This is a genomic window from Micromonospora sp. NPDC003776, from assembly GCF_053605645.1.
Window position 1 is genome coordinate 1 of sequence record NZ_JBSGJR010000486.1, and the last position, 5,520, is coordinate 5,520.

5 protein-coding genes and 1 pseudogene are annotated in these 5,520 nt (G+C 76.0%); 4 read left to right on the forward strand and 2 right to left on the reverse strand.

The annotated features are described in order from the left end of the window. Positions 1-327: zinc ribbon domain-containing protein (locus tag ACWEVO_RS28880; RefSeq protein WP_452310635.1), on the forward strand; the 327-nt coding region annotated here is incomplete at its 5' end. A 300-nt stretch (positions 328-627) separates the two neighbouring features. Then, the gene (locus tag ACWEVO_RS28885; protein WP_452310636.1) at positions 628-2,103 is read left to right on the forward strand and encodes a YfbK domain-containing protein; all 1,476 of its coding nucleotides are present in this window, start codon (positions 628-630) and stop codon (positions 2,101-2,103) included. A 21-nt stretch (positions 2,104-2,124) separates the two neighbouring features. Here ACWEVO_RS28885 and ACWEVO_RS28890 read toward each other — a convergent pair whose 3' ends face one another. Further along, complete coding sequence (locus tag ACWEVO_RS28890; RefSeq protein ID WP_452310637.1) at positions 2,125-2,943, reverse strand: TIGR04222 domain-containing membrane protein; 819 nt, start codon at positions 2,941-2,943, stop codon at positions 2,125-2,127. Between the two features lie 54 nt (positions 2,944-2,997). Continuing rightward, positions 2,998-4,545, reverse strand: a complete 1,548-nt coding sequence (locus ACWEVO_RS28895) for a glycosyltransferase family 39 protein (protein ID WP_452310638.1) — start codon at positions 4,543-4,545, stop codon at positions 2,998-3,000. Between the two features lie 97 nt (positions 4,546-4,642). Here ACWEVO_RS28895 and ACWEVO_RS28900 point away from each other — a divergent pair, with 97 nt between their 5' ends. Both ACWEVO_RS28900 and ACWEVO_RS28905 read left to right on the forward strand, forming a co-directional pair. Continuing rightward, positions 4,643-5,128 carry an N-acetyltransferase family protein gene (locus ACWEVO_RS28900; RefSeq protein ID WP_452310639.1) on the forward strand — a complete coding sequence of 162 codons (486 nt, stop codon included), beginning with the start codon at positions 4,643-4,645 and terminating at the stop codon, positions 5,126-5,128. Positions 5,129-5,262: 134 nt separating this feature from the next. Beyond that, positions 5,263-5,520, forward strand: a pseudogene (locus ACWEVO_RS28905) (hypothetical protein); the annotation flags it as partial.

The following is a 5,520-nucleotide window of genomic DNA, read 5'->3' on the forward strand; positions in this document are numbered from 1 at the left end:
CGCTGGTATCCCTCCAGCAAAACCTGTTCCGACTGCGGCGCGGTGAAAGCCAAACTGCCGCTGCGTGTCCGAACCTACCTCTGCGACTCCTGCGGTCTGGTCCTCGATCGGGACCTGAACGCCGCCCGTAACCTCGCCGCCCTCGCGCATGAGGTCACCATCACCACCGCCGGGAGTGGCCCGGTGGCAGGACGTGGAGCCGACCATAAGACCCGCCCCGGCGGGCCGGTGGCCATGAAACGTCAACCCGGCACCGCCCACGCGGACAAGACCGGGACCGTCCCACCGCAAGGCGGGACATACCGATCAGTCGCTAAAGCGCACTGACCGGTAACGGAACACCACCCCGCTCGGGCCATTGCACGGTCGCCGTCCTCCCCGGTCGTCTCGGCTGCCGACTCCCGGGCCCACTCTGCCGCATCGCCGGTGGCGCCGCAGCACAGGGCCCGGCGCCGCGCTGACCGCTTCAGGTCACGCTTCCCGCACGGAATGGTCACGACGTTCACGCTTGGGTCTCGGCTCGGCCACGGCGGGAGCCGCGCCCCGGCGACCCTGCGTCAATGACCGTGACGGATCCGGTGCGGCACGGCCGGATCACCGCCCCTCGAGTCCACCCGGGAGGATCCGATGAGCCACGTGAGACGGTCGCTGGTGCTGCTGCCGGTGGTGCTGGCCGCCGCGATGACGGTCACCGCCTGCACCGCCGGGGACGCCGGAGGGCGCGCCGACTCGGCCCACGGGCCGGCCCGCCCGTACGACGGCGCGCCCCGGCCGGGCGGGAACGACACGAGCACCGAGGAGGACGCCGCCTCCACCTTCGGCGTCGACGTCGACACCGCCTCGTACGGCTACGCCCGCCGGCTCATCCGGGACGGGCGGCTGCCGGAGCGCTCCGAGGTGCGGCCGGAGGAGTTCGTGAACTCCTTCCGGCAGGACTACGCCGAGCCGGCCGGCGACGGCTTCGCCGTGCACGTCGACGGCGCCCGCCTGCCCGAGACCCACCGGGCCGAGCCGGGCGAGCGGATCATGCGGGTGGGTCTGCAGACCCGCGGCGAGGACCGGGAGAGCCGCCCCGACGCCGCGCTGACCTTCGTCATCGACGTCTCCGGTTCGATGGGCGAACCGGGCCGGCTCGACCTCGTGCAGGACGCCCTGCACACCCTCGTGGACCAGTTGCGTCCCACCGACTCCATCGCCATCGTCGAGTTCAGCACCCAGGCCCGGGTGGTCCGGGAGATGACCCGGGTCGCGGACGCCCGGCCGCTGCACACCTCCATCGACTCGCTGCGCGCCCAGGACAGCACCAACCTGGAGGCCGGGCTGGTGCTCGGCTACCAGGTCGCCCGCGACGGGTTCCGCCCCGGCCGGACCAACCGGGTGATCGTGCTCTCCGACGGGCTGGCCAACACCGGCAGCACCGAGTCCGAGCCGATCCTGCGCCGGGTACGCGCCGAGGCGGAGAAGCAGATCGCGCTGCTCGGGGTGGGCGTCGGCAGCGAGTACGGCGACCAGCTGATGGAGCAGCTCGCCGACCGGGGCGACGGCTTCGCGGTGTACGTCGGCGAGCGGGACCAGGCCCGCAAGGTGTTCGTGCAGCAGTTGCCCGCGACGCTGAGCGTCCGCGCCCTCGACGCCAAGGTGCAGGTGACCTTCGACAAGTCGACGGTGCGCTCCTACCGGCTCGTCGGCTACGACAACCGGGCCATCGCCGACGAGGACTTCCGCGACGACCGGGTCGACGGCGGCGAGGTCGGTCCCGGGCACAGCGTCACCGCGCTCTACGCCGTCCACCTCGCCGACGGGGTGTCTCCCACCGCCCGGCTGGCCCGGGTGCAGGTGCGCTGGACCGACCCGACCGACCGGGAGCCGGCCGAGACGTACCAGTCGGTGACCGCCGCGGACCTGGACCGGGACTTCACCGCGGCGTCCCCGCGGCTGCGCGCCTGCTACGCGGCCGCGTACTTCGCGGTGGCCCTGCAGGGCGGCGAGGAGACCCGGCTGAGCGACCTGGCGACCATCGCGGACCGGGCGGCCGACGCCACCGAGGACGCGGAGGTGCGTGACCTCGGCCAGGTCATCCGGGAGGCCGACCGCCTGCGGTGACGGCTGACCCGCGGCGGAGCGTCAGGTGCGGGACAACTTGCGCTGCGGGGTCGGGCGGGTGCGCTCGACGTCGATGCCGACCAGCTCCCCGAGACGCGGGTCGACGGCCAGCAGCGGGCGCGGCCCGAACAGGGCCATCGCGGTCAACAGCTCGTCGGTGCCGCGCTCGCTCCACGCCGGCCGCTGCTGCGGGTCCAGATCGGCGTGCCGGCGGCGCAGCCGGCGCAGCAGCCGGCGCGCGGCCGCCCCGGTCTCCGGCACCTCGCACAGCCACCAGCCGCCGAGCGCGGTGGCCAGGCAGCACAGCAGCAGACCCACCACGGAGGCGGGACCGCCCGCGTCCCGGCCCTCGACGGCGCTGTCCAGCAGCCGGGCCAGCCCGACCGCGGCGACCGCGAACAGGGGCAGGGTGGCCAGCGCCACCCGCCGCCGCTGTGCCGGGGTGAGCAGCCAGCCGTCGCGCAGCAGCCGGCCCACCCGCGGGCGCAGCGCCCGCCCCACCCCGGGGTCGGCGAGCACGGCCGCCCAGGTCTGCGGCCGGCGCACCGCGGCGTGCAGCGCGCGGACCAGCGGGGACGAGCGGGGCGGCGGCGGCCCGTCCACCGCGAGGGTGGCCAGCTCACCGCGGTGCAGCACCCCGGCCCGGTGCAGCGCGGCCATGCCGACCTGGCAGGCCAGTCCCGCCCGGTCGGTCAGGTACGCCAGCTCGACGGCGTCGGGCTGCGCGCCGCGGGCCCGCCGTCCGGTCAGCTCCCGGACCGCCACGGCGACCGCGAGCGCCACGGCGACCGCGGTCAGGTAGTCGAGCAGGAAGAGCGGTCCGCTGACACCCCAGAGCATGCCGCCAAGTATGGCGTGCCCGCTCGGGCCGCCCGGAACCTGACCACTTCGGCCTCAGGAGGCGTGGCGTACCTCGGTGTCCCAGATCTGCGACCACGGGCGCGGCATGCCCCGGCAGACGAAGATCGGCAGCCCGTTCTCGTCGTTGTCCACGGCCACCCGCTGGTCCACCCGACCGGCCTCGGTGACCTCGGTGAACCAGGCCCGCAGCCGGTCGGCGCGGGCCCAGCCGACGGCGATCACCACGTCGGCGCCGTCCGGCGGCCGGCCGAAGCGGGCCATGCTGTTGTGCCCGGAGTACGCCGGTGGCAGGCCCCGGGCCGGCCCGTACCGGGCGAGGGCCCCCGCCTCGCCGTAGTTGCCGGTGAGCACGACCGCGCGGGCGCGCTCCGCCGGCGGCAGCCCCCGGTGCACGGCGGCGATCGAGTCCGCGAACGCCGGCCAGCCGATGGTCTCGCCCGCGTCGTAGTTGACGTCGACGACGAAACCGGGCAGCCGGTCCGCCGGCAGGGTGGGCAGCAGCAGGATCGCGCTGCCGGCGACGGTGACCGCCGCCCCGGCGGCGAGCAGGGCCCGCCGGGCCCGCGCCCGGCCCCGGCCGGCCCACCCGACGGTCACCACCGCGCCGGCGGCGGTGAGCACCAGCAGCAGCGGCGCGTCGTAGTAACCCTTGCCGCCGGCGAGCAGCACGATCGCGAACACCACCGGCCAGGCCCAGCCCACCGCCCGGTACGCCGCCCACCCGGGCCGGCGCAGCAGCGCCACCAGCCCGGCCACCCAGACCGGCACCGCGTACGGGCTGATGATGACCAGGTGCAGCACGGCCGCGTCGGCCCGGCCGCTGTAGGAGCTGTCGCCGGAGGCGATGGACGAGGCGACCGACAGCTGCGGGAAACCGTGCGCGGCCTGCCAGGCCAGGTCGGGCGCGGCGAGCAGCACCGCCACCCCGGCACCGGCCCACACCCACCGGTCCCGCAGCAGCCGGCGCGGGCCGGCGATCGCCACCCCGGCGAGCAGGCCGACGCCGAGCAGGGCGGGCAGCAGCTTGTTGAGCATGCCGACGCCGAGCGCGAGACCCAGGCCGAGCGCCCAGCGGGTGTCGCCGGTGCGCAGCATCCGCACCGCGCACCACGCCGCGACCAGCCAGACCAGCAGGTCGACGGTGGTGGTGCTGAGCAGGTGCCCGGGGGCCAGCACGATCCCGGCGGTGGCGTCGAGGAACGCGGCGAACAGCTGCGCCGCCCGGCCCGCGCCGAGCTCCCGGGCGATCGCCCCGACCAGCACCACTGTCGCGCCGCCGATCAGCGCCGACGGGGTACGCAGCACTGCCAGGTTGCCCGGCGCGACGGTGTCGGCCAGCCGGGCCAGCGCCGGGACCAGCGGCCCCTGGTCGACGTAGCCCCAGTCGAGGTGCCGGCCGCAGAGCAGGAAGTACAGCTCGTCGCGGTGGTAGCCGTACCGGCCGGCGAGCAGCAGCAGGACGGCGGTGACGGCCGCGCCGAGCAGCCACGGCCCGGCGGTGCGCGGGCCGGGCGGCGGCGGAGCGTCCACCGGGGACGGCGCCGGGCCGGGACGGTCCAGGTCGGTGACGGGTTCGGCCACGGGTCCATCTTCGTCCCGCCGCGCCACCCCGTGGGGGCGCCGCCGCGCCGGGGAAACCGGGTCGCGGGAGCGCCGGGGGCGCGGCTAGCGTGCCGGGGTGCGGATCCGCGAGTACACCGAGGCCGACTGGGACCAGGTCGGGCCGATCCTCGACGAGGTCATCGACGCGGGGGAGACCTTCCCGTACGACCCGGGGTGGCCCTCGCAGGTGCGCCACGACGTGTGGGTGGAGGCGCCGCCCGGGCTGACCGTGGTCGCCGAGGCGGACGGGAGGATCCTCGGCACCGCCAAGACGGGCCCGAACCGGCCCGGCCCCGGCGCGCACGTGGCCAGCGCGAGCTTCATGGTCGCCGCCGCGGCCCGGGGACGCGGCGTCGGCCGGGCGCTGGCCGAGTACACCCTCGACTGGGCCCGCCGGCAGGGCTACGCCGCGATGCAGTTCAACGCGGTGGTGGAGAGCAACGCGGCGGCCGTCGAGCTGTACCGGCGGCTCGGCTTCACGGTGGTGGGCACCGTGCCGGAGGCGTTCGCGCATCCCACGCAGGGCCGGATCGGGCTGCACGTCATGCACCGTTTCCTCTGAGCAGCTGTCGGGTCGACGACGGTCGCGGCCGGGGCGCAACCGGATGACGGACCGGGGCGTGTGAGGGCGACAGGGCACATCGGGTCCGGGGCAGACGGCCCCGGCCGTGCCCGCAACGGGGAACGGAGACCTTGATGACTGTCATGTCCGTCCGGCCGCGCACCGCTGGCGCGTACCTGCTGCTCGTCGGCGTGCTGGCGCTGTCCGGCTGCGGATCGGAGGCGGCGCCGCCGGCGGCCGCGCCGGAGATCACGGCGAGCGCGTCCGGGGCGACCTCCGCTGCGCCCAGCTCGGTGCCCAGCGCGACGGCGCCGGCCGCCCGGCCGACGCCCTCGACCGTGCCGGCCGCCGGCCCGGCCACCCCGCAGCGGTGCACGGCGGCGCAACTGGAC